At 41.2% G+C, this 26,966-nt stretch carries 23 protein-coding genes; 12 read left to right on the top strand and 11 right to left on the bottom strand.

What is annotated here, in order from left to right:
* Positions 1 to 3: 3 nt before the first annotated feature.
* On the bottom strand, positions 4 to 3,348 hold the full coding sequence (gene mfd, locus BST97_RS12320; RefSeq protein ID WP_085767527.1) for a transcription-repair coupling factor: 3,345 nt from the start codon (positions 3,346 to 3,348) through the stop codon (positions 4 to 6).
* A gap of 132 nt (positions 3,349 to 3,480) precedes the next feature.
* Here mfd and rsgA point away from each other — a divergent pair, with 132 nt between their 5' ends.
* From rsgA to rlmN, 7 genes are all read left to right on the top strand, one after another.
* Positions 3,481 to 4,488, top strand: a complete 1,008-nt coding sequence (gene rsgA, locus BST97_RS12315; RefSeq protein ID WP_085767526.1) for a ribosome small subunit-dependent GTPase A — start codon at positions 3,481 to 3,483, stop codon at positions 4,486 to 4,488.
* Positions 4,485 to 4,985: a D-aminoacyl-tRNA deacylase gene (dtd, locus tag BST97_RS12310; protein ID WP_085767525.1), complete on the top strand. Its 501-nt coding sequence runs from the start codon at positions 4,485 to 4,487 to the stop codon at positions 4,983 to 4,985. Before rsgA ends, dtd begins: the two co-directional genes overlap by 4 nt.
* Entirely contained in the window at positions 4,985 to 5,311 is a 327-nt protein-coding gene (locus BST97_RS12305) for a nucleotide pyrophosphohydrolase (RefSeq protein ID WP_085767524.1), read from the top strand. The genes dtd and BST97_RS12305 overlap by 1 nt, the downstream gene beginning before the upstream one ends.
* A gap of 3 nt (positions 5,312 to 5,314) precedes the next feature.
* Positions 5,315 to 6,580, top strand: a complete 1,266-nt coding sequence (locus tag BST97_RS12300; RefSeq protein ID WP_085767523.1) for a 3-phosphoshikimate 1-carboxyvinyltransferase — start codon at positions 5,315 to 5,317, stop codon at positions 6,578 to 6,580.
* 68 nt (positions 6,581 to 6,648) lie between these two features.
* Positions 6,649 to 7,701 carry a tRNA preQ1(34) S-adenosylmethionine ribosyltransferase-isomerase QueA gene (gene queA, locus BST97_RS12295; protein ID WP_085767522.1) on the top strand — a complete coding sequence of 351 codons (1,053 nt, stop codon included), beginning with the start codon at positions 6,649 to 6,651 and terminating at the stop codon, positions 7,699 to 7,701.
* Between the two features lie 69 nt (positions 7,702 to 7,770).
* Positions 7,771 to 9,444: a T9SS type A sorting domain-containing protein gene (locus BST97_RS12290; RefSeq protein WP_085767521.1), complete on the top strand. Its 1,674-nt coding sequence runs from the start codon at positions 7,771 to 7,773 to the stop codon at positions 9,442 to 9,444.
* Positions 9,445 to 9,512: 68 nt separating this feature from the next.
* Complete coding sequence (gene rlmN / locus BST97_RS12285; RefSeq protein WP_085767520.1) at positions 9,513 to 10,553, top strand: 23S rRNA (adenine(2503)-C(2))-methyltransferase RlmN; 1,041 nt, start codon at positions 9,513 to 9,515, stop codon at positions 10,551 to 10,553.
* 113 nt (positions 10,554 to 10,666) lie between these two features.
* Here rlmN and BST97_RS12280 read toward each other — a convergent pair whose 3' ends face one another.
* Complete coding sequence (locus BST97_RS12280) at positions 10,667 to 12,319, bottom strand: T9SS-dependent choice-of-anchor J family protein (protein WP_085767519.1); 1,653 nt, start codon at positions 12,317 to 12,319, stop codon at positions 10,667 to 10,669.
* 167 nt (positions 12,320 to 12,486) lie between these two features.
* On the opposite strand from BST97_RS12280, the gene BST97_RS12275 reads away from it, so the two are divergent.
* A complete protein-coding gene (locus BST97_RS12275; RefSeq protein WP_085767518.1) occupies positions 12,487 to 13,464 on the top strand; it encodes a polyprenyl synthetase family protein in 978 nt (325 codons plus the stop codon).
* Between the two features lie 76 nt (positions 13,465 to 13,540).
* On the opposite strand, the gene BST97_RS12270 is transcribed toward BST97_RS12275, so the two are convergent.
* From BST97_RS12270 to BST97_RS12250, 5 genes are all read right to left on the bottom strand, one after another.
* Complete coding sequence (locus BST97_RS12270) at positions 13,541 to 14,386, bottom strand: NHL repeat-containing protein (RefSeq protein ID WP_085767517.1); 846 nt, start codon at positions 14,384 to 14,386, stop codon at positions 13,541 to 13,543.
* Positions 14,383 to 15,012, bottom strand: coding sequence for a heavy-metal-associated domain-containing protein (locus tag BST97_RS12265; protein WP_085767516.1), 630 nt, complete (start codon positions 15,010 to 15,012; stop codon positions 14,383 to 14,385). Before BST97_RS12265 ends, BST97_RS12270 begins: the two co-directional genes overlap by 4 nt.
* A 165-nt stretch (positions 15,013 to 15,177) precedes the next feature.
* Positions 15,178 to 15,942 (bottom strand): hypothetical protein, encoded by a 765-nt coding sequence (locus BST97_RS12260; protein ID WP_085767515.1) that lies wholly within the window; start codon positions 15,940 to 15,942, stop codon positions 15,178 to 15,180.
* A gap of 48 nt (positions 15,943 to 15,990) precedes the next feature.
* Complete coding sequence (locus BST97_RS12255; RefSeq protein WP_085767514.1) at positions 15,991 to 16,407, bottom strand: HYC_CC_PP family protein; 417 nt, start codon at positions 16,405 to 16,407, stop codon at positions 15,991 to 15,993.
* 56 nt (positions 16,408 to 16,463) lie between these two features.
* Complete coding sequence (locus BST97_RS12250; RefSeq protein ID WP_262497076.1) at positions 16,464 to 17,552, bottom strand: DUF1624 domain-containing protein; 1,089 nt, start codon at positions 17,550 to 17,552, stop codon at positions 16,464 to 16,466.
* A 284-nt stretch (positions 17,553 to 17,836) separates the two neighbouring features.
* Between BST97_RS12250 and der the strand changes: the two genes are divergently transcribed.
* The 4 genes from der (at position 17,837) to BST97_RS12230 (ending at position 22,813) form a co-directional block, all read left to right on the top strand.
* Positions 17,837 to 19,138, top strand: a complete 1,302-nt coding sequence (der, locus tag BST97_RS12245; RefSeq protein ID WP_085767512.1) for a ribosome biogenesis GTPase Der — start codon at positions 17,837 to 17,839, stop codon at positions 19,136 to 19,138.
* 68 nt (positions 19,139 to 19,206) lie between these two features.
* On the top strand, positions 19,207 to 19,908 hold the full coding sequence (locus tag BST97_RS12240) for a glycosyltransferase family 2 protein (RefSeq protein ID WP_085767511.1): 702 nt from the start codon (positions 19,207 to 19,209) through the stop codon (positions 19,906 to 19,908).
* Complete coding sequence (locus BST97_RS12235) at positions 19,905 to 21,392, top strand: cellulose synthase family protein (RefSeq protein ID WP_085767510.1); 1,488 nt, start codon at positions 19,905 to 19,907, stop codon at positions 21,390 to 21,392. The genes BST97_RS12240 and BST97_RS12235 overlap by 4 nt, the downstream gene beginning before the upstream one ends.
* Positions 21,392 to 22,813, top strand: coding sequence for a glycosyltransferase 87 family protein (locus BST97_RS12230; protein ID WP_085767509.1), 1,422 nt, complete (start codon positions 21,392 to 21,394; stop codon positions 22,811 to 22,813). The genes BST97_RS12235 and BST97_RS12230 overlap by 1 nt, the downstream gene beginning before the upstream one ends.
* A gap of 21 nt (positions 22,814 to 22,834) precedes the next feature.
* On the opposite strand, the gene BST97_RS12225 is transcribed toward BST97_RS12230, so the two are convergent.
* The 4 genes from BST97_RS12225 to BST97_RS12210 form a co-directional block, all read right to left on the bottom strand.
* On the bottom strand, positions 22,835 to 23,470 hold the full coding sequence (locus BST97_RS12225) for a hypothetical protein (protein ID WP_157111655.1): 636 nt from the start codon (positions 23,468 to 23,470) through the stop codon (positions 22,835 to 22,837).
* An 86-nt stretch (positions 23,471 to 23,556) separates the two neighbouring features.
* The gene (locus tag BST97_RS12220) at positions 23,557 to 24,471 is read right to left on the bottom strand and encodes a pseudouridine synthase (protein ID WP_085767507.1); all 915 of its coding nucleotides are present in this window, start codon (positions 24,469 to 24,471) and stop codon (positions 23,557 to 23,559) included.
* A gap of 109 nt (positions 24,472 to 24,580) precedes the next feature.
* Complete coding sequence (locus tag BST97_RS12215) at positions 24,581 to 25,528, bottom strand: carbon-nitrogen hydrolase family protein (RefSeq protein ID WP_085767506.1); 948 nt, start codon at positions 25,526 to 25,528, stop codon at positions 24,581 to 24,583.
* 46 nt (positions 25,529 to 25,574) lie between these two features.
* The gene (locus tag BST97_RS12210; RefSeq protein WP_085767505.1) at positions 25,575 to 26,912 is read right to left on the bottom strand and encodes a dihydrolipoyl dehydrogenase family protein; all 1,338 of its coding nucleotides are present in this window, start codon (positions 26,910 to 26,912) and stop codon (positions 25,575 to 25,577) included.
* Positions 26,913 to 26,966: the final 54 nt, after the last annotated feature.

Genomic DNA, 26,966 nt, shown 5'->3' with positions numbered 1-26,966 from the left:
AAGTTAAGCTTTTTCCATCTCTGAGCTTTTCGGCGCCACCACCTTCAAAATCTCATACACCCGATCCACGTTCTTGACATTTTCTGCAGTGAGTAGCAATCGCAAACCGGCACGGGTTTGTTTTTCTTTCATTTTGAGCTTGCCGGGATTGTTTTGAACAGCTTTTAAAACTCGGGAGAAACTCTCGCTCTGATAGAATTTGCTTTGCTGGTCTGCCACGAAATAGCCTATGAAGCGGCCTTGTTTCATGACGATTTTTTCTAAGCCTATGGAAGTTGCCAGCCACTTGATACGCACGCTGGTCAGTAAGTCTTCGGCCTCGTCGGGTAGCTCGCCAAAACGGTCTTCCAGTTCATTTCTGTAAGCTTCCAGCCCTTTTTCGTCCTCTATTTCATTTAATTTTGAATACAACGCGAGTCGCTCGGTAATCGAATTTATATAATCGTCTGGGAACAAGAGTTCAAAATCACTATCAATATTGACCTCCGTAACGTGGGGCTTATCTTCTTTTTGCTCGTAGAGATCGGCAAACTCGTTTTCTTTGAGCTCGTCGATGGCTTCGGCAAGGATTTTTTGATAGGTATCAAAACCGATTTCGTTGATGAATCCGCTTTGTTCACCGCCCAGAATATCTCCACTACCACGTATTTCCAAATCTTTCATGGCAATATTGAATCCGCTACCCAATTCTGAGAAGGTTTCTAGCGCTTGAATACGTTTTCTGGCCTCATCGGTCATCACATCATAGGGTGGCGTAATGAAATAACAGAATGCTTTTTTGTTGCTACGCCCTACTCGACCTCGCATCTGGTGTAGGTCTGAGAGTCCGAAGTTATTAGCATTGTTGATGAAGATGGTATTGGCATTGGGAACATCGAGGCCGCTTTCTATAATCGTGGTCGAAACCAAAACATCAAACTCGCCGTTGATAAAAGCAAGCATCAACTCTTCCAGTTTCTTCCCATCCATTTGCCCGTGCCCGATACCGATTTTTGCTTCTGGAACCGATCGCTGGATCATGCCTGCCACTTCTTTAATATTTTCAATACGGTTGTGAACGAAAAAGACTTGGCCACCTCGAGATATCTCATAGCTTACCGCATCTCTTATGATTTCCTCGCTGAATCGCACCACTTTAGTTTCCACGGGATGACGGTTAGGTGGCGGTGTTTTGATCACACTCAAATCCCGAGCTGCCATAAGCGAGAACTGTAGGGTTCTAGGAATAGGAGTCGCAGTGAGTGTAAGCGTATCAATGTTTGCTCTCAAGGTTTTGAGCTTATCCTTGACAGCTACCCCAAATTTTTGCTCCTCATCAATGATCAACAGTCCCAAATCCTTAAACTTCACCGATTTATTCACCAGCTGGTGTGTCCCGATGATAATATCAATTTTACCGCTTTCAAGATCTTCAAGTACACCACGACGCTCCTTTGCTGTACGGAAACGGTTGAGGTAATCTACTCTTACAGGCAGATCTGCGAGTCGTTCTTTGAAAGTCTTTGCGTGCTGAAAAGCAAGAATGGTAGTAGGAACGAGTACCGCAACCTGTTTCCCGTTAACCGCAGCTTTAAACGCTGCACGTATCGCCACCTCGGTTTTACCAAAACCTACGTCGCCACACACCAGCCGGTCCATGGGACGGTCACTTTCCATGTCTTTTTTGACGGCCTCTGTTGCTGCACTCTGGTCAGGCGTGTCCTCATAGATAAAACTCGCTTCCAGTTCATCTTGCAAATAGCCGTCTGGGGCGTATTGAAATCCTTTTTGAGAACGTCTTTTCGCGTAAAGCTGAATCAAATCAAAGGCAATCTCCTTGACCTTTTTCTTGGTTTTTGCCTTCAGTTTTTTCCACGCGGGACTACCCAGCTTGTAAATCTTCGGTGGTTTGGAATCCTTCCCTGCATAACGGGTAATCTTATGCAGTGAGTGAATGCTTACATATAGAATATCGCGCTCCCCATAAATCAATTTGATCGCCTCTTGCTTCTGACCATTGACGTCGATTTTTTGCAATCCGCCAAACTTTCCGATCCCGTGATCTATGTGGGTGACAAAATCCCCTATCTCGAGTGTGTTGAGTTCTTTGAGCGTGAGAGCCTGTTTTTTTGCGTAGCCGTTCTTGAGGTGGAATTTATGATAGCGCTGGAAAATCTCATGATCTGTATAGCAGGCGATTTTTAAATCATGGCTTATAAAACCACGGTACAAAGGCATTGTGACCGTCTTGTAAGCCACCTGAGCTTCCATGTCAGTAAAAATATCCCTGAATCTCCTAGCCTGCTGATCGGTACTGCAAAAGATGTAGTTTTCATACCCCTTCTCCTCATTTTCCTTAAGATTCTCGATCAGCAAATCAAATTGTTTGTTGAATGAGGGTTGTGGTACAGTTTGATAGTTTATAGACCCGTTTGCATTGACAAATTCAAATACGTTGAATTCTTTTAATTGCGTTTTCAGCAGCTTGGCATCAGCAAAGATCTCTGCTGGGGTGAGCTGTCGTATTTCGCCTTGCAACTTGTTGTATGCTTGTTCCGCTTTCGCGAAAAGCGAATCCATACGCCCCCACATCATTTCTAAATTTGTAGAAAACACTACCGTATTTGAGGAAATGTATTTCACGAAACTCTGCCGAGACTCTTCAGATTTTTTGTGTTCGACATTTGGGATTATAGAAATTTTCTTGATTTGGTCCTTGGAAAGTTGCGTCTCCACATCAAAAACTCTAATGGAGTCAATCTCATTACCAAAAAACTCGATACGGTAGGGTTCATCGTTTGAGAAAGAATATACATCCAGAATACCGCCTCGCAATGAGAACTCGCCTGGTTCAGTGACAAAGTCTACCCTTTTGAACTTGTACTCAAAAAGTACTTCGTTTGCAAAATCAATACTGATCTGATCGCCCACACTTATCTTGAGTGTGTTTTTCTCCAGTTCCTTGCGGGTCACTACTTTCTCAAAAAGAGCGTCTGGATATGTAACGATTATGGCTGGCTTTTTACGGGAATTGATGCGATTGAGCACCTCGGCACGCAGTAATACATTGGCATTATCGGTTTCCTCGATTTGATAGGGTCTTCTGTAGCTACCCGGGTAAAACAGCACGCGATCCTCGCCTACCATGCGCTCCAGATCATTCAAATGAAAAGCTGCCTCTTCTTTATCATTTGCAATGATTAGAAATGGCTTATGCACCTCTTTAAAAGCAGCGCAAAGCACGGTAGAAAGCGCACTTCCCTGAAGACCTGCAATCGCGTTAAGACCTTGATTATTAGAAACTAAGTCATAAAGTCGCTTTGTTTGAGGCATTTGCTCAAACTGTTCTAGAATTCTTGTAAAACCCATGGGCGGCAAAGATAAATCGACCTATACGGTATTCCTTTAGGTTTGAGATTAATTTAAAAATGATTCTATGGATCGCAGAATCCAAAGAAATAGGGAGAATGCAATACCTTTACCAAAATTTCTTATCCTTTTATGACAGGAACCGTTTACAGATCTACAGGCAGCTGGTATGAGGTGAAGGGGGCTGACGGTGTTTTCTACTCCTGTCGCATAAAGGGAAAATTCAGATTAAAAGGTATCAAGAGCACTAATCCCGTTGCGGTGGGCGACAAGGTCCAGTTTTCGCTTGAGAAAAAAGGTGACGAGGAGATAGGAATTATAGGTCAGATTGAGGAGCGAGAGAACTACATCGTGCGTAAATCAGTCAATCTCTCTAAGCAGACCCACATCATTGCGGCAAACATTGATCAGGTTTTTTTATTGGTTACGATTAATAATCCGCCCACGTTTACTTCATTTATCGATCGATTCCTAGTAACGGCAGAAGCCTATCACATTCCCGTGGTTCTAGTCTTCAATAAAGTAGATACTTATGACGATGAACCCAGCGAAATCTTGATTGATCCCGAGACGGGAGAAGAAGTTACACAAATGACTGAGCTGGATGCCGTGCGCGTGATGATGCATCTGTATAAAAACATAGGTTACGATTGCATAGCAATAAGCGCTGCAACTGGTAAGAACGTTGAGCTGGTCAAAGAGAAAATGACCGGTAAAACCAGTATGTTCAGTGGTCATAGTGGTGCAGGTAAAAGCACGCTAGCTAATGCAGTTCAACCCGGTCTCGATCTCAAAACCAAAGAAATAAGCGACCAGCATAAACAGGGGCAGCATACCACGACTTTTGCAGAGATGTTTGATCTGGATTTTGATGCCCGATTGATCGACACACCTGGAATAAAAGGTTTTGGCGTGGTGGACATGGAAAAAGAAGAAGTGGGTGATTATTTCCCAGAAATTTTTGAGCGAAAGCAAGACTGTAAATTCCACAACTGCCTTCATCTAGAAGAGCCTAAATGTGCCGTCAAAGAAGCCGTTGAAAACGGTGAGATTGCCTACTCCCGCTATGAAAGCTACTTGCAGCTCATCAGCGATGAAGATGAGAACTACCGAGCCGACAAACACCGTGCGCATTTATGAGATTAGTCATTCAACGGGTAAAAAGCGCTAGCGTTTCTATCGATGGTGATGTATTTTCATCCATCCAAGAAGGATTGCTGATTCTCTTGGGAATCACGCACGACGATACAGCAGAAGATGTAGACTGGCTGGTGAACAAGGTTGTCAATATGAGGATCTTTAGCGATACAGAGGGCAAAATGAATTTATCCATAAAAGACACAGACGGTGAGGCGCTAGTCGTTTCTCAATTCACGTTGCACGCCAGTACCAAAAAGGGAAACCGACCCAGCTATATCAAAGCTGCACGACCAGAAGTTGCGATACCATTGTATGAGCTTTTTGTGGATACGCTTTCGCGAAAGCGCACTTCGACTCCGCTCAGCGACCATGACGAAGCCACATCTTCAGGAACAGGTAATAAAGTAAAAACAGGCGTATTTGGAGCAGACATGCAGGTAGAATTGGTCAATGATGGGCCGGTCACCATAGTAATAGATTCAAAAGATAAAGAATAATGAGCCTGAAAGAATCCCAAAAACAAGTTGACGACTGGATCAAAAACCACGGCGTTAGATACTTTAATGAGCTGACTAATATGGCCCAGCTAACAGAGGAGGTAGGTGAGGTAGCGAGAATCATTGCACGCCGGTATGGCGAGCAAAGCGAAAAGGAAAGCGATAAACAGAAAGACTTAGGAGAAGAGCTGGCAGATGTTATGTTTGTAGTATTGTGTCTGGCAAATCAAACTGATACTGATCTAGAAGCTGCATTTGCAAAAAAACTGCAACTCAAAACAGAAAGAGACCACGATCGCCATCATAGCAATGAAAAACTTAAGTAGCTCATGGATTTAAAGTTGGATCATCAAGCTGCGCAGCTCTACGATCTCAAGCAACTCACCATAAGTGGATCAAAAAGTGAGAGCAATAGGCTTTTGATTCTTAAAAAACTATTTGAATCTATAGAGATCGAAAACCTTTCTACAAGCGACGACACAAAATATCTCGATAAAGTATTAAATAGTCAAAATAAGGTTTTAGACATAGGGCATGCAGGCACTGCCATGCGATTTGGTACCGCATATTTTGCGGCACAGCCAGGCAAAGAAGTGATTTTGACCGGCAGTGACCGCATGAAGCAACGTCCCATAGGCATTCTTGTGGAAGCACTCAACAAACTGGGAGCTCAAATTACTTATCTTGAAAAGGAAGGATTTCCACCTCTCAAAATTCACGGTCAATCATTAAAAAGTGAAAAGCTTGAGATAGATGGTAGCGTTTCCAGTCAATTTTTAACGGCTCTCCTGCTTATAGGTGCTTCTCTGGAAAACGGCCTGCAGCTTGAGATCAAAAACCTAACCTCTGTTCCCTATTTGAAGATGACCTGTGCGATTCTAGAAAACCTGGGCGTCTCGGTAGGGTGGAATGAAAACAAAAATGCCACATTTGTCACTGTGCAAATGCAAAGCTCGAGAATTACAGGTCGATACACAGTAGAATCTGACTGGAGCAGTGCAGGATACTGGTACAGCTGGACAGCGTTGCAAGAGCCTGGTTTTGAGATGAAACTCAATCACTTTAAAAATCCATCATTGCAAGGAGATTCAAAGATCGTGGAGATCTATCAGCATTTTGGAGTCCGCACATATTTTGAAGGTACGACGTTGCATTTGCGTAAGTATGAAAAGATATTGCCAGAGCAACTAAATCTGGACTTCACAGATATTCCTGATCAGGCACAAACAGTTTTTGCCACTTGTCTGGGGCTTGGCATAGATCTTCATTTTACAGGTTTGCATACTTTAAAAGTCAAGGAAACAGACCGTATTGAGGCAATGAAGATGGTGGGTTCCCGCTTTCGCAATCCCGATAGCTATCGGGACGAGATCACCACAAGCCACAACGATATCAAAATGCGTCATGATCGATCTAAAAGCTTCAAGAAAGATGTCATAGTTGACACTTTCCATGATCATAGGATGGCAATGGCCTTTGCTCCACTTTGTGCAAAGACATCTCTTGTTATCAAAGATGCGGGTGTCGTTTCCAAGAGCTATCCTACATTTTGGGAAGACTTAAAATGCTACGGTGTAGGGATTTCTGTCATATAAAACGTGAAAAGACTTGACAACCCCTATCTCAGAATTGTATCTTTGCTGCTTATTTCAAATAATTCTGAATGAAACTATCACAGTTCGGCTTTGACCTTCCAGAGGAGCGCATTGCCAAACATCCGCCACTTAATAGAGACGAGTCAAAACTTATGGTGCTACACCCTAAGACGGGTGAAATTGAGCATAAAATGTTCAAGGATGTCTTAGACTACTTTGAGGAAGATGATGTTTTTGTGATGAATGACACTAAGGTCTTCCCTGCGAGACTTTATGGTAACAAAGAAAAAACCAATGCCCGGATTGAGGTGTTTCTTTTACGAGAACTTAACCCTACAACTAAGCTGTGGGATGTGCTTGTAGATCCAGCTCGTAAGATACGTATAGGTAACAAGCTCTATTTTGGTGAAGATGAGAGTCTCGTAGCTGAAGTTATCGATAACACCACTTCGAGAGGTAGGACTTTAAGGTTCTTATACGATGGAAGCTATGAAGAATTCAGAAAGGCGCTCAACGATCTTGGTGAAACACCGCTTCCCAAAGAATTAGACCGTGATGTTGAAGAAGATGATGAGGAACGCTATCAAACCATATTTGCTCAGAATGAAGGAGCTGTGGCAGCTCCTATAGCAGGTCTACATTTCTCTAAACATTTGCTTAAGCGTATGGAGATTAAAGGAGTAAAACGCACATCAGTTACCATGCATATAGGTCTGGGTACTTTTGCTCCGGTAGAAGTAGAAGATCTCAGTAAGCATAAAATGGACAGCGAGCAAGCTTTTATCACTCAAGAAACTTGCGACATAGTCAACAAGGCAATTGATAACAAAAAGAAAATCTGTGTAGTGGGAACTACCACCATGAGAACCATGGAAAGTAGTGTAAGCAGTGATGGTCATTTGAATCCATTTGATGGCTGGACTAATAAATTTATTTTCCCGAGTTATGAATTTGCGATTGCAGATGCGATGATCACAAACTTCCATCCGCCTAAATCTACTCTCATGATGCAAGCCGCGGCATTCGCTGGTTACGATCTCTTAAAAAAGGCCTATGAGCTCGCTATTAAGGAGGAGTACAATTTCAGTACTTACGGTGACGCCATGCTAATTATATATTAATTACTAGAAACTGTTATAAAAAGCCCCTAAATGTTTACATTTAGGGGCTTTTTATTTTAAACTACTCTTATGAAGTTAAGACTTTTACTTACAATTGTATTTTTCACAAATATCATACTATTTACTTCAGCTCAGGTATCTGATGATAAGAACCCAAAAAGCTGGGATTTAGGAATCTCTTTTGAACAAGAGACGGAAATAATGCCATTTGTAGATGAAGCCAAACTAATTCGAGAGGATAGTCTAGCTCTTATTGAAGAATTTAAAAAGCCTTACAAATTCGGAGAGAATATTGATGTGTCATTTAACTTATTTAATTCAGGAAAGTGGACAGAATTAAAAAATGGTGATCGGATATGGACTCTAAACATTTATTCTGCTGGAGCTAGATCTCTAAATTTCCTTATGAATAGATATAGTTTGCCTGAAGGTGGGGAGCTATATATTTACTCTGATGATCGCTCCAGTAAAATCGGGCCTTATACATTTAAAGAAAATCAAGATGATGGTGTGTTAGGAACATGGGTCGTTCATGGTGATAATGTCTGGCTAGAATATTACGAGCCTAAGGACGTCAAAAATTTAGGGCGTATTTCTATAAGTGAAGTAGTTCATGGCTATAAACCTTTTGCTGATCCCACAATTAAATATCAAAAGGCTTTGAATGATTCAGGAGCCTGTAATGTAGATGTTATGTGTGATCCTAACTTAGGAAGCACTAATGGAGTAGATTGGACTAATGTACGCGATAACTATAGACATGCTGTAGGAGTTATAATAGTCGGAGGTAGTACATCCTGTACCGGTACGCTGGTTAATAACGTAAGAGAAGATGGAACTCCTTATTTTTTAACAGCCAATCATTGTTTAGGTAATGTTCCTGATGGATTTGGCTCTAACTATCCTAGTAATAATTGGGCTGTCGGTTTTGATTGGTTCACAAACACGCCTGACTGTGCAACTTTTTCTAATACTCAAGGACCGACCTTTTCCTCAAGGATTGTCTCTGGAATGACTTTGAGGGCAAATCGATATGCTAGTGACGTAGCACTATTCGAGCTTAATCAAACTCCACCTTCTAGCTGGAATCTTTATTATGCAGGCTGGAACAATTCCCCTGTACCCTCAAGTTCTCAATTAGGGATGCATCATCCATCTGGGGATATTATGAAACTGAGTCGATATGACCGCACTGTCTCATCCATAACTGTATCTGGTATTCAATGCTGGAGGGTGGCCAACTGGGATTATGGAGTTACTGAAGGTGGTAGTAGTGGTAGTTGTCTCATAGATCCACAAGGTCGGATTGTAGGTCAATTACTGGGTGGTGGAGCAGCTTGTTCAGGAATAAATGATAACAATCAAGAGGACTGGTATGGAAAAATGAGTGTCAGTTGGAGTTCGGGTTTCAATTCTGCAAGAAGGCTAAGAGAATGGCTAGATCCTGATAATAGTGGTGCTACAACTTTAGACGGAAGCTTTGAAAACACACTTGGAGTAGATGACGTTGAAAGTCCATTTCAAATTTCATTGTTTCCCAACCCCACAAGCGGAATCATAAACCTTGAAACTGATCGCAACGCTAAATACAGTGTTCTTACCCTATCAGGAAAAATGATCAAGTCCTCAGAAGTCGTTGCAGGCTCTAACACAATTAATTTATCACAATATGCGAGCGGCATCTACTTCATTAAAGTCACGGCAGAAAATGCTACAACTGTTTTAAAGGTGGTTAAAGAATAAGTTTATCTATATTAAAGTAAAGAACGCTGTAAAACCTTAGTTTTGCAGCGTTTTTCATTTGTAAGTTTTTGGATTTTAAGCAAAAAGATATAAGATCATTATCTCTAGAGGAACTGAGGTCATTTTTCAAATCTCACGGAGAGTCTGCATTTAGAGGCAATCAGGTATACGACTGGCTGTGGAAGAAAGGCGCTCATGATTTTGAAGACATGACAAATATTTCTTTGAAAACGCGAGACTTCCTGAAAGAGCATTTTGTAATCAATCACATAAGAGTTGACAAAATGCAACGCAGTACAGATGGGACCATTAAAAATGCCGTGAAACTGCACGATGGCCTGACCGTAGAGTCGGTTATGATTCCTACAGACACACGATCTACGGCCTGCGTATCTTCTCAGGTGGGCTGTAGCTTGAACTGTGAATTTTGTGCTACTGCAAGACTTAAGCGCATGCGTAACCTTAATCCTGATGAAATCTTTGATCAGGTGGTAGCAATAGACCAGCAAAGTAGGTTGTACAACAACAGACCGCTATCAAACATCGTTTTTATGGGAATGGGGGAACCACTCATGAACTATAACAACGTTATCAAGTCTATTGAAAAAATCACCAGCCCAGATGGTTTAAATATGTCTCCCAAGCGCATTACCGTATCTACGAGTGGAGTGCCTAAAATGATCAAGAAACTTGCTGATGAAGAGCCTAAGTTTCACCTTGCCTTATCTCTGCACAGCGCCATAGATGAGAAGCGAGAGAAAATCATGCCTTTCAACAAACAATTTCCGTTAACTGATATTAAGGAGGCGCTTAAATACTGGTATGAAAAAACTGGATCACGGGTTACTTATGAGTACGTGGTCTGGAAAGGAATCAATGATAACGAGGAAGATGTTCATGAACTCGTAAAATTCTGCAAACTGATCCCTTGTAAGGTCAATATCATAGAATATAACTCTATTGACGATCCTCGCTTTGAGCAAGCCTCAAAGAAGTCAATCGATATGTATGAGCGACAACTTGAGAAAAACAATATTATTGTAAACGTACGTCGTAGCAGAGGTAAGGATATCGATGCTGCATGTGGACAATTAGCTAACAAAGAGTAATTGACAAGTTTCGCTTTCGCGAAAGCGTATACTCAACAATAAATTCCAAAAAAAAAGCCATCTCGCAATTGAGATGGCTTCGAACTACACAATATAGTTGTTTATTTGAAATACTACTCTTTCACAAACTGCTGTGAGTATTCTCCGAACTCACCTTTGATCTGAACTAGATACATACCAGAAGAAAGATTCTCAACATTGATTCCTTGAGCCTCGGTATAATCACCGCTCAACAGTTGCTTACCTGTTGTGTCATAAATATTATAACTATCCAGACGAGCAGAGTTAGAATTATTGATATAGATTCTATCCTTTACGGGATTTGGGTAAAGTGATATTTTAAATTCAGCTGCATCACCATTTTCATCAATTGAAAGGACATTGTTGAAGTTAGCTCTTATGATATAACTAACCTCAAAACCAAAATCTTCATTGTTACCCCATGGTGTACCAGTAAATTGCGCCCAAGTCGTTCCGGGTGTAAAAACTTCGTTACTTGTACCTACCGTGATGTTGTCAACCGCAGTATCTTCAACAACGACAGCGATATAAGTTCCAGGAGCAAGTGGCAGACCAGGAGCTGGAAGGGCGGCTGTATATAACACATCAGCACCATTAATGGTAAAAGGATCACTTGTTGCAATCAAGACATTAGGCACCCCTAAAAAAGTATCGTAAATATTGAATGTTGTTACAACTCCATCGCGCGAAAGATCTGTATTGCGAATTAGACCTGAAATAGAAGTCAAAGTCGTCGCCGTCGTGATATCAAATTGCTGACCAAATTCGCCAGCAGTACCAGCACCTACCCCTAGAGAACCATCAATGGTGTTATTGTCACGCGCATAAATATCGTCACTTACAGTTAATGTTTGGGTCAAAGTATCGTTACCAGGAACCTCATCAGTTTCTGCAATGGTTGCAGTGAACTCATAAGTGTAATCCCCTTCTGCAGCCGGGAAGAAACCAGTAGGAGTAAATACTACACTACTTTCCGCAGGGATGGTTTGCGCTGCCGTTGTTTCTGTGTAGACAGTCGTCGATGTTGACTGATCAATAACGTTAAGTGTAACTTGAGCATTTGTCACTTGAGTATCACCATTATTGAATACTTCAACACTAGTTCCCTGTGGAGAACCTTGGGCTTGAGGAATCTGTGAATATTGAATGTTACTGGCAACAGGAGTAGCATCTGCGACAAGCGGTACTCTAACTGAAATATCATCAAGCACTAACAAAAACTGATCATTTGATATATTTCTCCAAGAGATGAAAACTGTTTGTCCTACGAAAGGTGTCATATCAAACGTCCGAGTGGTATTGGCAGGATTCTCAGCTGCAGTAGAGAATATAGGAGTGGTTCCCAAGGCACTTGCCGTAGTTTGAGCTGTAGAAACGTACACCTCATAGCCATCAGGAAAAGTAGGATCTTGAGCCCTCGCTGTCCAACTCAAGACATCCCCAGCTACAGGAGTGATCGCTGGAGTAAAAACCCAGTCATCAGACGCTGCCGGTGGATCATACCAACTTGTGCTTTGTATAGTGATATCATTTGCATCATCTTGGTCAGCAGTCACAACCCACGCATCAGTTGAGTAAGCAGGGTTGACATTAGCGTTTGCTGTATTGCCATCTACATTAAAAAGCGCCCAACCGGCAGGGAGTGGATCACCGGGAGCAAGACCCTGGAAATCCTCGCTAAAGGTAATTTGTGCGAAGCTCATTGAAAAAGAGCAAAGAGCTAAAATCAAAGTAATTTTTTTCATAATTTTTGTTTTAAAATCCGGCTAAAGTTAATCAAATCCTAGGCATATCAAAATGTTATTCATAGAATATCATCTGAAATCTAAATTAAGCCACTAGAAAAAGCGTAAGTAAACATAACTCTAGCTTTCTGATCGTTTAATATTTACACCAGCCTTATCTTTACCTCGTGAAAGTAACGGAGCAGATCAAGCAGCCCATCGCGCATGAAATGGAACTTTTTGAACAAAAGTTCAGTCTTTCCATGCAGTCCAAAATACCGCTCCTTAATAGGATCACTCACTTTATCGTTAACAGGAAGGGAAAACAAATGCGGCCCATGTTTGTATTTCTCGTGGCTAAAATGATAGGTAAAGGCCAGGTAAATGACCGTACATATCGTGGTGCCTCCGTTATCGAGCTTATCCACACCGCAACACTTGTTCATGACGACGTAGTAGATGACAGCTTTAAGCGGCGTGGTTTCTTCTCTATTAATGCGCTCTGGAAAAACAAGATTGCCGTGCTGGTAGGAGACTACTTGCTTTCAAAGGGTCTCTTATTGAGTATCGATAATAAAGATTTTGACCTGCTGCAGATCATAAGTGTTGCCGTACGTGAAATGAGTGAAGGCGAGCTATTACAAATCGAGAAGGCCAGACGTCTAGATATTACAGAAGATGTCTATTATGATATTATCCGTATGAAAACGGCTACACTCATAGCAGCATGCTGTAGCTTAGGAGCGTGCGCAGTAGCTCCAGAAAGTGTGGATGTGGAAAAAATGCGCAAATTTGGCGAACTCATCGGTATTGCTTTTCAAATCAAAGACGACTTGTTTGATTATGGTAACGAGCGCATTGGGAAACCCACTGGAATTGACATCAAGGAACAAAAAATGACGCTCCCCTTGATCCACTCCATCAACACGGCAGATGATAAAAATAAAAGGTGGCTCATCAACAGTATTAAAAAACACAATCGCGACAAGAAACGGGTCAAGGAAGTGATTGCCTACGTTAAGCAAAACGGTGGGCTAGACTACGCAGTAAAGTCGATGTATGAGTACAAGTACGAGGCTCTCAAGATTTTGAATACCTATCCCGATTCAGAGTATAAGAGCTCTCTTCAACTCATGGTAGATTACGTTATCGACCGTGAAAAATAAAAGGCGGCATAGCCTCTTTAACTATACCGCCCTTTGATAATTCCGCTTTCGCGAAAGCGAAAATAAATTCAGAAAATTATTCTTGCATTCTATACTCTACTAACTCGCCATTCCTATAATTTGTTATATAGAGTAAGCTGTCCCCAATTATCAGCACATCAGTAGGTTTATGGACGTTTTCACTTAAAGCCTGCTTTTTCTGAAAATTATTTGAATAAATCATGACTCGATCATTCTCAAAATCAGTTAAAGCGATTTGACCTTTTGATTTGTAAATCCCTGTAGCTGCATTTAAGGAGTCGTTTTCAGCAAAAGTAGCTAGGTGTTTTCCATAAAGGTCAAAAACCTGCCCACGATGATTATAGGCATCTGCAACAAAAATTTGATCGCCAAAAATCTGAACATCTGTTGGGTAATAGAATTCGCCATCATTCTTACCCTCTACTCCAAAACTCCACAGACTATCCTTACTCTTCACTAAAATTCTATTATTATAAAAATCAGCGATCGCGATATGGTCTTTAGAAATAGCTGCTGCGGCGGGCGCATCTAGAGAATCATTCAACTCAAGATAGTTCTTTTGCTTGCCGTACATCTGTGCCACGCTGTCCTTCCCGTACTCAGGAATCAAAAGATACTTTTGATCAGCAAACGCACCGTAATCAATATGCATAGGTCGCTCAAAACCATCACTTTCTCTAAGGATTGCGCCGGCAGTATCTACATAAACAATTCTGTTATGATCGCCATCGCTTAGAATAAAAGAGTTTCCATAGGTTGTGATTCCTATGGGATTGACCCCATCAACAGTAATCGTGCGTGAATACTCCCATTCAGGAGCAACATCTTGAGTAACCGACTGCTCTTGAGTTTCTTTACAACCCAAGAAAATCAAGGCTACTATAACAAGTATATATTTCATTTTACCTCTCTTTTATATTTACAACACGGTGGCAAGTTTTTATAAGCCTTGTCAGTTGCCATATCATCGTCTGTGTCATGTCCTACCGCAAGTAGAGATTGTTGCATTTGCTCAACACTGAGTCTTTTGGGATCATGAAAAACCGTGACCTCTTTCTTTTCCTTGTCCCATTCAGCAACTGCGAGTCCATCCAGCCCCAGCAAGGTTTTCTCTATTCTGGATTTACACATGCCACAGGTTCCATTCACGTAAAATGAAACTTCTTCCATATCAATAGTTTTAGATTCCTCAACTGATTTTGTAGTAACCACTGCTCCGTTTGCTCTCGTGATTTTTGCTTCGTTAGGGGTATAACCCGCTCTGATGACTTGATCTAAAACAGCTTTCATGGAGATCGTTTTTTCCGTGGGATAGGTAAATGAGAAGTCTCCAGTCTCAATGTCGATAGCAATGTCATCGATACCCTTGAACTCTTTAAACTTTTTCTCAAGTCCATAGGCACAGAAGGGACAGCCTAGCCCATCTACCTGAACCTCGACTAGATCTCTATTATTATTTTGTGCTTGTAAGCTCATGCCCATCACCATCATCAAGATGAGGCAAATTGTTTTATTTATTGTTTTCATGTTTTTATTTTTTGTCTAATGTCGCTTCGACTCTGTGGTCATTCAGCGTAATGGAAATGCTCAGCGACCTAATTATTTATTTGTTTTGAAAAAAGCGGGCTTCGAGTACCTCTGCCCTCATTCTTTCATCTTTCCTCTATTTTCTTGCTTCTTCTCTTTAGAAACTCAAAAAGTGTAACGTGCTCCTATAAATAAGGAGTAATTGAGTTCCCGACCTGCAGAAACGTCTTGTACTAAAGGCAATTGTAATGCCAGATCCAGCGTAATATTCTTCATTGCATACTGGACTCCTTGTGCGTACAGCAATTGGTACCAGTCGCGCTCATGCAACCACATACTGGAATATTCAAAATAGAGATTAAGCTGTTTGTTAGGGTACTGTGGTTTGAGCAAAGGCAAACCAAAACCTAGCTTCGTGCGAAACTCATCTAGCGTGCCATCAGGCATCCAGTTGTACCCTACTTCGGTACTGATCCCATATTTAAGTGTTTCATATCCTGAAACAACTCCATAATACCCACTGTATTTTCCTGTAGAGATATCCACGAGATCAATCTCTGCACCAGTAGGAAGGGTTTGTAAGGTTTTCGCAACCATTCTAAAGGTTTTACCCGTTCCATCCTTTCGATAGAATTGGTATTTCCCCATGACCTTCATATCTGCAAGATCAGTACCGTTAATACCATTAAGGTCATAACTTATGAGCGGCACGTGCAGCGCCACTAAGCTGTTTGCGGTAGGTAGGTAATGCAACATAACGGGCACGTAGGCTGCGGTTCCGCGTTCGGTGTTTCGTATTTCGGTAAGCGTCTTCATCGTGAAGCTGTTACCGCCCAGCATGATGGGTTTATCTGCTGTGATGGGAGGGCCTTGAGGGTACGCTTTCGCGAAAGCGAGAACCACAAAAACCACCCAAAGGCATATTTTCATAGTGTATAGATATTTAGATTATTGAATTTTACTGAAGTTCAATAATCCCTACACTATGATCTGCTCAAATACAATGAATAAAGGTTGTGAATGTCGAGGTGGCGGATTGGGAAATGGAATGAAAAGCTGACTAACAACAGGCAGAGCTTGGAAACTATTACCAAAAGCCGTGGACGCTGAATAAAAGGCAGCCTTAGAAAGCTCAGGAGTTGAAGAATCTATCTTAAGCGTGTCCTGACCATCGATAAGTTCCTGTTCATCATGACAGCAAGGCGTTTTTAAAACTTCACAAAAACCCTGGCTATCGCGAGACATGATTTCCATCCCACAACCGTCAGCTAGGAGAATGACCGAAATATCTTTAAGTGCCGAAAGGCAAAAATGCTTATAGACCGTAAATGAAGTGCCCGATGCCAGCACTAAAAAGCACTGCAGCGAGAGTACGATATTTTTGATCCACAACATGTTGCAAAGATAAGTAATAGAAAGTTTAACTGCGGGACATCTTTCCCGAGAAAGAGCTAGTTAATACCCAACCTCTTATTAAATCTGTATAGATATACTCTCAACCACCGCTTCCATTTTTTGTAAATAAAATGGTTGCTACCGAAGTCGTTCAAACTCACGTAACTGATGAGTACAATAAAAAAGACCGCTCCCATTGCTGCTTGCCATGGATCGAGCGTTTGACCTATAAGCTGTCGCAACCCTAAACCGGTGAAGCTACCGTACAGCAAAACGAAATGAAACACATAAATAGACAATGTACGTTGCCCAATCTGGGAAAGTAGAGAAAAATTTATCTGAGAATTAAAGCTGTATAAAACGGTAAAGAGCAGTAGAACATTACCAAGTCTAGGAAATAGGTAGTTGAAATAAGCCATTTTTTTGAACATCAAGATATCGGTTAGGAGATAGATGTCATTCAAAACCTCTGAGCTCTGGAATATCAGAAATAAAGCCGCAACCCCTCCGACTACCACAAACAGCTTTTTAAAATGCTTTTGTGTTTCAAATACTATAAATAAGTAGCTCAATGCAGCGCCGAAAAATACGTAGCCTATCCAAGGCAACAGCGTAAAAACCGATCCATTTACCTTAGTAAAATAATTGGCTATCGCAAGTGGCAAAATGCTGAAATCAAAATCCCGATATAGCGGCTCCATGAAAAATATCGATGCCCAGCCAAGCAAACAGACAGCCGCAAGAGCAGTAAAATTTTTTGCACATAATTTATAGATTGTAATTAAAATAAGTAATGAGGCTCCCAAAATGTGAAGCACGTCAGTCACTAGGAAATAGTTGTTGTAGTCTCCAAACATCCAGCTGAGGAATGGTGCTCGCAGCAAATAACCCAAAGCGATGAGCAGCAAACCTCTTTTTACGCCTTTTTTGATTCTTTTTGAATCCTTATCCTTTTCTCGAGCCTTCATCAAAAGGTAAATAAAAATGAATCCGGTGATGGTGAAAAAAGTAGGGGCGGTCATACCCCTCACATATTTCCAGACATCATAAACCCACCCGGTATCGCGGTAAGCGGGATCTAAAAGCGTGTCAATAAAGTGCCCTTCAAGCATCAAAATGATAGCAAGTGCTCTAATTACGTCAATAAAATGGAGGCGTTCTGGTTTCAGGAGTTATACAAAATTGGGCGCAAAATTAATTATTAGCAGCTCGTGTACAATTATTTAGCTATATATTTAGCTGGACTTGAATCGTGTAAATTGAAGATTTGGTTTAAGTATTCTCGTCACGATAGCTATCGGGATCGCGAAAGCGTAACACCACAATAAATCTCAGATCAATTTATCACTCAAAAAAGTCAACTATCATCTTTACATGAAAACCCCTACCCGCCTAAAATAAAGTACCTTTGCCCCCTTAAATTGTGGTTATGAGTATAGTGGCTATCGTGGGACGTCCCAACGTAGGGAAATCTACCCTGTTCAATAGATTAATTCAGCGTAGGGAAGCGATAACTGATGCGGTGAGCGGCGTGACACGAGATCGTCATTACGGCAAAAGTGACTGGAACGGTCGGGAATTTTCGCTGATCGATACCGGTGGCTATGCGATAGGCACAGATGATGTTTTTGAGGCAGAAATCGATAAACAGGTAGAACTTGCCATAGATGAGGCAGACGTTATCCTGTTTATGGTGAATGCTGAGGATGGAGTTACCGCAATGGATGAAGACGTGGCAAAACTTGTGCGACGTGTCAAGAAACCTGTGATGCTTGTGGTCAACAAAGTAGATAACCATCAGCGAGAACAAGATGCCTATGAATTTTATAATCTAGGATTAGGCGACTATTATTCTATTTCTAGTATCAATGGAAATGGAACTGGTGATTTGCTAGATGCTTTGGTAGATAAGTTGCCTGACACGGTTGAAGAAGACAATGAAGAGCTGCCCAAATTTGCCGTGGTAGGTCGACCCAATGCTGGGAAGTCTTCTTTTATTAACGCCCTTATAGGTGAAGACCGTTACATAGTAACTGATATTGCTGGTACGACTCGGGATAGTATTCATACCCGTTACAACCGTTTTGGTTTTGAATTTAACTTGATAGATACGGCAGGAATACGTCGCAAGAAAAAGGTAAAGGAAGATCTAGAATTCTATAGCGTGATGCGTAGTGTGAGGGCCATCGAGCATGCAGATGTGGTGATGGTGGTTCTAGATGCTACTCGAGGCTTTGACGGTCAGGTTCAGAACATATTTTGGCTCGCTGAGCGCAATCGCAAGGGCATAGTCATTTTAGTCAATAAATGGGATCTTGTAGACAAGGAAACCAATACAGCCAAAGAATATGAAGCCATGGTACGTGAACAGATCGCACCTTTTACTGACGTACCGATCATTTTCATGTCGGTTCTTAATAAGCAACGTATTTACAAAGCCATAGAAACCGCGGTAGAAGTCTACAAAAACCGCAGCAAAAAAATAAAAACTAGTAAATTGAATGAGGTAATGTTGCCGCTTATTGAGCAATATCCACCACCATCGCTAAAAGGGAAATTTGTAAAAATTAAATATGTAATGCAATTGCCCACCTCGCAACCCCAGTTTGCATTTTTCTGTAACCTACCTCAGTATGTCCGTGATCCTTATAAAAGATACCTTGAGAATAAACTGCGTGAAAACTTTGATTTTACCGGTGTTCCCGTGAGTGTATACATGCGTAAGAAGTAATTCTACAATAAAAAAGAGATTCTTCTGATCAAAAATTTTCGGGTGATTGAATTGAAAGTATTAAAAATTTGAACACTCCGCCCATCATACGAGTTGTCATTCCCGCATTCAACGAGGAAGATAGTATCCAGCATGTCATTAAAGACATACCTGATGTAGTCGAAGAAATTGTAGTTTGTAGCAATAATTCCACTGACGCTACCGTAAAAAACGCGCGACAAGCGGGTGCCACCGTGGTTGAAGAGCCTCGCCCGGGATATGGCTACGCCTGCCTAAAAGCCTTGGACTATATTGAAAGATCACGCTTTCAAACTGATATCATCGTCTTCCTTGACGGCGATTATAGCGATTATCCAGAGCATCTTCCTGAATTGGTTCAACCTATTCTAGAAAATGACATTGATCTTGTGATAGGTGCAAGGGTGTCTCGCTTTCGCGAAAGCGGGTCCATGACCACTCCACAAATTTTTGGAAATTGGCTAGCTACTACATTAATGAAATTCATGTTTGGATCAAAGTTCTCTGATCTAGGCCCCTTTAGAGCCATTAAGTATGAAAAATTGCTTGAGCTCAATATGGAAGACAAAACTTATGGCTGGACAGTAGAAATGCAACTAAAAGCACTCAAGAAAGATTTTTCATACACAGAAATTCCCGTGCGATACCGCAATAGAATAGGGGTTTCAAAGGTTTCAGGCACGCTCAAAGGTGCTATCTTTGCAGGTGTTAAAATTTTAACATGGATATTCAAATACGGGTTTAAGAAATGATACTGGAATGGTTATGTATTATCATTTATTCGGCTTCCCTGATCATGATTTTGTTTTATGCCCTGGCACAGCTGAACCTACTTATCAACTATCTGTCTGCCAAAAAACAGAAACAAAATAAAATCTGTTTTCAAGAACTCTCTGAAGATCAAATTCCTTACGTTACCATACAGCTTCCCGTGTTCAACGAGCTATATGTTATGGAGCGTTTGCTGGATAATATCGCACAAATCGAGTATCCCAGAGAAAAGCTGGAAATACAAGTACTGGATGACTCGACTGACGAGAGCCTTGAGAGTACCGCCTTACATGTAGAGCGTTTACAGCAATTAGGGCTGGATATAAAACACATTACCAGGACAGACCGCTCGGGTTTTAAAGCCGGTGCATTAAAAGAGGGACTTAAGGCCGCTAAGGGTAAGGTCATCGCGATCTTTGATGCCGACTTTCTACCAGATGCCGACTGGCTCAAAAAAACTGTTCCTTATTTCACTGATGAAGAAGTAGGCGTAGTACAGACTCGCTGGGCACATCTTAATCGTAATTTTTCTATTCTTACTCAGGTTCAAGCATTTGCGCTAGATGCTCATTTTACGCTGGAACAAACCGGGAGAAATTCAAAAGGTCACTTTATCAATTTTAATGGAACCGCAGGGATTTGGCGTAGGGAAACCATTCTGGATGCCGGAAACTGGGAGGGAGACACCCTTACAGAAGATCTAGATTTGAGTTACAGGGCGCAATTGAAAAAATGGAAGTTTAGGTATCTTGAAGATGTTACCACACCCGCTGAGCTTCCCATAGTCATAAGTGCAGCACGCTCTCAGCAGTTCCGCTGGAACAAGGGTGGGGCAGAGAACTTCAGAAAAATGTTCAAGAGGGTCATAGGTTCTGATCTCTCGTTTAAGTCAAAGCTGCATGGAATCTTACACCTTTTAAACAGCACCATGTTTCTCAACGTGCTCATCGTTGCTATCTTAAGTATTCCCATGCTTTACATCAAAAATGAATATGCTCACCTCAAGACGTATTTCATTGTCATGAGTTTCTTTGTATTGAGCACTATCATTTTCTTTATTTGCTACTGGTTCATGTACCGCAGTACCTATGGTGGTGGCTTCAAGAATTTTGTGAGTTACATAGGCATGTTTTTTACTTTTTTCTCGATTGCGATGGGCTTTTCATTGCACAACAGCATCGCTGTGATTGAAGGACACCTAGGAAAACGCAGCGAATTTGTGCGCACACCTAAATTTAATCTGGCAGCCGTAGGAGGCAACTGGCGCGCAAACAAGTATTTACGCAAGAACCTCAGCCCGCATGTTATACTTGAAGGTATTTTGATGCTCTATTTTGCGTTTGGTATGTATTCCGCATTTATAGTAGGCGATCAGGGAGGTGATTTCGGACTCTTCCCTTTCCACTTGATGTTATTTATAGGATTCGGATTTGTATTTTTCCGTAGCCTCACAGACAAGACTTGATGTCCAGCAAATCTTCAAATATTTTAGGGCTGGTAAGTATCGCCAGTGTTTTTCTATATGCTTTTTTTGTCTCGCTTTCGCGAAAGCAATTTACCCTAACAGCCCTCACCTACACCATCTTATTTGTCCTTCTAGGTATTATCTACGAAGTCTACCGTCAACATGAGAAAAAAGGATTGTCACTTTTTGACAAACTCGCAATTTCAAAATGGCAATGGTCAGGAGGTATTACTGCTCTTTTTTTGATAGGAATAGCTCTGAGAGGCGTGTTTCTATTTGAAACACCCACTTTAAGTCAGGACTTTTTCAGATTTATCTGGGACGGTCACCAACTACTAAATGGTTTTAATCCGTACACCATCTTACCTGATGAGGTCATTAATGGTGATGTATCCCACATACCACATGCTAACTATCTTTATGATAACATGGGCACACTATCCAGTGGTAATTATACAAACTACCCACCACTCAATCAGTTTTTCTTTACGGTCGCTGCTGCAATAGGAGGCGATAACTTGCTGGCGACTGTGGTGAGCATGCGCTTAATCATCATAGCAGCTGATGTCATGGTGTTTTTTTATGGGGTACGATTACTGCAAATGCTGGGTCGTCCAGCTTTTTTAATCATGCTCTATTATTTAAACCCATTTACAATTATTGAACTTACCGGGAACTTGCATTGGGAGGGTGTAATGGCATCTTTTCTGTTGCTCTCTATATACTTCTTGTTCAGACAAGATCGTGTGAAGTCAGCTTGGATGATGGGCAATGGAATCCTTTTAAAATTAATGCCCGTGATTACGTTGCCACTGCTTATAAGGAGTTTGCCTTGGCGTAAACTGGTGTGGTATTACCTCTATATTTCTTTTGTTGTGATTTGCGGGTTTTTCCCTTTCATATCAGAAGAGCTTGTAAATAAGTATGGTTCAAGTGTGGGTTTGTGGTTTGGGAAATTTGAGTTTAACGCCAGCATATATTATATAGTCAGGGCGGTAGGCTTTGAAATCACTGGATATAACATCATTGAGACCGCAGGTAAAATCTTACCTATTATTACATTCCTCGTGGTTTGGCTTATGGCTCTCGTGCGCAAAAATCAATATCCAGAGATTTTATTAGAATCCATCGTGTTTTCTTTTTTTACTTACTTGTTGCTGTCCACCACAGTCCATCCTTGGTACCTGACCATACCACTGCTATTTTCCATTTTTACAAGATTTAGATTTATGGTCCTGTGGAGTCTTCTAGTTTTCCTGAGCTATTTTGCATATTCTCAGGATGATTTTAAAGAAAATATGTGGTTAATCGCTGTTCAATATTTATCTGTAGTAAGCTATTTGGTTTACGAATTTTACTTTTCATCTCAAAAGAAAAGCTTCAAACCATTACCCTCGAGCAATGATTTGAAGCTTAAATAAGTGTTCTTTATAAACCTAGTATTAATTACAATTCTTATTATAAAAATTAGTCAGTTCTACGGCATTGATGTTTCCACCTTGATCCATCACATACTGCTGTGTCAAAGGGCATGGATATAAATAATCCACTGCTATCTTTTCCTGTATCACACCTTCAAGGCCTAAAACTGTAATCAACTCTGCACTAGCATCTTCCCTTTTTATATATACTATTGTGAATTCACCCAAATTTGCAGGAAATATATCTGTAGAAATCTTACTCTTATAATTTTTAACAGGTTGAGCATATAGGCTGAGTTTATCTTTCATGATTTCTTGCAGAAAAATAGGATTCCCATACCTCTTAGTGTCTACCGGTACATAGCGATCAAAACTAGTTTTTGTCATCTCTACGCCATCCACTTCTTGCATGTATTTATTAGTGAATATGATATGATCTACTTCCTTTGCATCATATTTGGTTTTTTTTGCACCTTTTCCTGCTCTGTAAGTAACTTCACTTATAGTGGAATTGAATCCGTAGCCTTTTCTAATAAGTCGAGCTTCACCCTCGAGGGTTTTACCATCATTGAGAGTGAGTACAGCTTTTGTGAATTTATACTGTGCATTTGCAGTAATCCCAATAATTAAGAATGTAAATACCAGTAATTTTTTCATTTCTATCATTTTAAAGTTTCAAGATACATAAACAATAGTTGTGCCTCAAAGTTGTCTATTAAAATATATGCAGGCTGAGCTTAACCTTAGGGTATCATCCTTAAGTTGATAATTTCTTGCTCAGTTAGACGCCGGTAGCGCCCTCTAGGTAAATCTTTTTTAGTGAGATTTGCCAGAACCACTCGATCCAAAATTTTGACTTCATACCCTAAATGGTCAAAAATGCGTAACACAATATTGTCTTTCCCAGAGTGGATTTTAATTCCTATCTCATTATTTCTACCACCTTCCACAAAATTCACCTCTGCTACTTTAATCTCTTCTCGATCAATCACTACGCCTTTGCGAATAGCTACGAGATCTTCATGCTTAAAACTCCTATCCAAGGTTACATGGTAAATTTTACGCATATCTTGATTAGGATTATTCAGCTTGTTAGCAATTTCAAGATCAGTGGTGAAAAGCATGAGTCCTAATGAAGGTCTGTTCAAAGAACCTACAAAATATAGCGGATTACTCGTAGCACTTTCCATGATGTCAAAAACCGTTTTTGAAGACGGTTCTCCCTTTTTAGGTGTGATAAAACCTTTGGGTTTATTCAACAAGAAATATTCTTTCTTAGTGGGTTGGATCGAGCGATTATCAAACTTTACCTCATCACCAGGTTTGACTTTATAACCCATTTCTGTCACGGGTTTTCCATTCACGGTAACGCTTCCTGCTTTGATATAAATATCAGCTTCTCTCCTACTACACAGTCCTGAATTTGCGATGTATTTATTGAGTCGTATCTCGTTTGAGTCATTCTTGAAAGGAGCCGATTCACGTTTTTTACGAGCGATATATTCCTTTTTAGTCACAGGCTTCCCGGACCTAGAAGTTCCTATGATCTGGTTTTTACCTCCTCGCGTGTTTGATTTAGGTGTACCTCCCTTTTTAGGACCTTTGTTTTGTCCAGCTGGCTTGCCTCCATTTCTGCTTTTATCGCTTCCTCTACTCATGGCTTCAATTTTTTGCAAAGATAGCTGAATTGTAGAGCCTACAGTACCAATGATTTATTACCACTATTTTACCAAAAACATACGTCAAATAAAAAAGTATGTCTCGAAATCAACCTAGTTTCACAGTACTCTGCCGCTCTCTATTAACATATAATTGAGTAACATCAGGTCTGGAATAGTGGCCTACGGGATCAAAATTCTGACGCTCTTCATAAACGCGATGTAAATCAAGATCAGCAAAGATGAGTTTCTCCTCTCCTATCTGCGGCTCAATGATCCATTCCCCATCGGGTCCAGCGATGCAACTACCTCCGTTGGTTAAGAATTCAGGAGCATTTGCAGTCAGCAGATCATAGTATGGGGTGCCTTTGGGAAAGTCGTTTTTGGTCATTAAACTGGAAACTGAAAGTACAAAACACCTACCTTCTCGCGCTATAAAGCGAGTGATGTCTTTAGTATTGTGATCGCTACCCGGCCAGCACGCCACATGTAGATTAGTACCTTGAGCATACATAGCCGCTCTGGGCAGCGGCATCCAGTTTTCCCAGCAGTTCAGGCCGCTTACCGTAAAATCTTTCAATTTGTGGGTAACTAGTCCATTACCATCGCCTGGTGACCAGGTGAGTCGCTCGTCATAAGTGGGCTGCAGCTTGCGATGCACACTTTTAATCTCGCCAGCTTGATTGATGTACACCATGCTCGCATACAGGCTGTGGCCTCCACGATCTTGTGGTTTCTCAATAATTCCTAGATAGATGGAAATTTTTCTAGCTTTCGCGAAAGCGCAAACCTCATCAAGATCTCCTCGCTCTATATCAACAGCATTTAGTGCATAGTGCCTGTGCAGCTCTTTTACCTCTTTTTTGTTCCAAGCAGCACCATCCAACAACGCCAGCCAAAACGGATAACCCGGCAATAAAGCCTCTCCAAAAACCACCAACTCAGCTCCCTGATCAGCAGCTTTTTCAAGGTAATTGAGAATTTTTGCCGTTGTCGCTGCTCGATCCAGCCATACGGGAGCGATTTGTGCTAGTGCTACTTTGATCTGGTGATTCATGAGAAATAATTTGCAAGCGGGTTTTCTTAATGGCTCAACCTCAAAATTACATACTCAAAATATCATTTCCCCAACTCGGATAGGTAAATATGGTATCCTTGAGATCACTCCATTTCATACCAGCTTTCATGACCACCGCAAAAATGTTTAATTGCTCAGCGGCCTCATGTCCCAGAATATGTGCGCCTAAAACTTGCTCTGTTCTCTTTTCTACCAGGATTTTAAACGCATAGTGCTTTGCATTGATACGCTGATTATTGAACCAGTCGCTGGCATCGCGCTCGTGAATTTCAAAATCATGTCCAGCTTCCCTGGCTTCTTCTTCGGTCATTCCTATACCACCACAATTGGGTAAGGTGAATGCAACGCTGGGAATCGTAGGAAACTTAAATTTTTCTTTCTTGTTCAGAATATTGTTCAGTACCACCTTAGCTTCCTTACTGCTTAAAGGGGTAAGCGGTAGGTTTTTGTTAGATACGTCACCGCAGGCATAAAAGTGAGGTTGACTGGTACTTTGCAAATACTCATTTACCTTCACTCCAGAATCGGTTGTAATCACATTTGCATTCTCAAGTTTCAGAGCGTCAACGGACGGAACCCGCCCTGCCGTGTTAAAAACAGTGTCACAAGTGATTTGGTGCGTACCGTCCTCCATAGCATAATTAACGATAAAACGATTGCCGCTTTTCTCTATGCTGGAAACCTGGGCGTTTTTAATGATGTTGATCCCTTGATCTCTACTCGCAGCTTCCAGCTTATTTGCGGTGAAAGCCTCAAAAGGTTTCATCACCTGATTATCTCTCTCAATCAACGTTACTCTAGATCCTGACCTATTGAGCATGTGACTGAATTCCATGCCTATATAACCAGCACCTATAAAAACAACTGATTTGGGAGCCTCTTGAAGCGCGAAAAAGTCGCCAGATTCCAGCGTAAATTCTTCACCAGGAATTCCCAACGGCCTAGTTTTGAGCCCAGTCGCAATTACAAAAATATCAGACTGAATCTGCTCACCGTCTAATTCAATAGTATGTTCATCTACGAAGTGTGCATCGCCGTGATAACAGGCGACACCATCATTCTTGAGCATTTCCTCCGTGTTTGAGGGTATATCGCTCACGTAACGTTTTGCGTACTTATGCGCGGCGTTGAAATCGATCTCAGGAATATTATTGATTCCGTTGCCAGTCATGTTTTTTCCAAACTCATAGGCTTCCATGCTGGCCAGCATAAGCTTCTTAGGGTCACAACCTCTTTGCGAACAGGTCCCACCATACTCGCGATTATCTATAATCCCTACTTTCTTGCCATTTCTAGCGCAACGGTCTGCAACGTACTTTCCAGCCGTTCCCGTACCAAAAACAAAAACATCAAACTTCTCCATTTCATAAATGTAAATGCAGAAGCCTGATGAGTCTGTGAAGTTTAGATTAAATAA

The sequence above is a fragment of the Nonlabens spongiae genome, assembly GCF_002117125.1.
Taxonomy (GTDB): domain Bacteria; phylum Bacteroidota; class Bacteroidia; order Flavobacteriales; family Flavobacteriaceae; genus Nonlabens; species Nonlabens spongiae.
This window is presented reverse-complemented; position numbering and strand designations above follow the sequence as displayed.